Source organism: Lujinxingia vulgaris, from assembly GCF_007997005.1.
Lineage (GTDB): Bacteria > Myxococcota_A > Bradymonadia > Bradymonadales > Bradymonadaceae > Lujinxingia.
Genome location: NZ_VOSL01000061.1, coordinates 1 through 304 on the forward strand (window position 1 = coordinate 1; position 304 = coordinate 304).

Genomic DNA, 304 nt, shown 5'->3' on the forward strand with positions numbered 1-304 from the left:
ACGCTAGGTCCGCCGGACTGATGGATGTCCGGTACAACCCGGTAGGCGGGTCAGATAGGAGGTGTTCGCACCACAAACGTCTGACCATTTAAACGCTGAGAGGGAAAGTGGAGAGTCCCCCTATTTGGGGACTCAGGTCAACGGATCGATGCGCGGCTTCCAAGAAAAGTTTCGCACCGGAGTGTATAGAGAGCCCGTACCAAAACCGACACAGGTAGGCGAGAAGAGCATTCTAAGGCGTTGAGATAACCCTGGTTAAGGAACTCGGCAAATTGACACCGTAACTTCGGGAGAAGGTGTGCCC

Annotated in this window: 1 rRNA gene; it reads left to right on the forward strand. The window is 54.3% G+C overall.

Annotated elements, in window-relative coordinates:
• Positions 1 to 304, forward strand: a 23S ribosomal RNA gene (locus FRC96_RS22280); the annotation flags it as partial.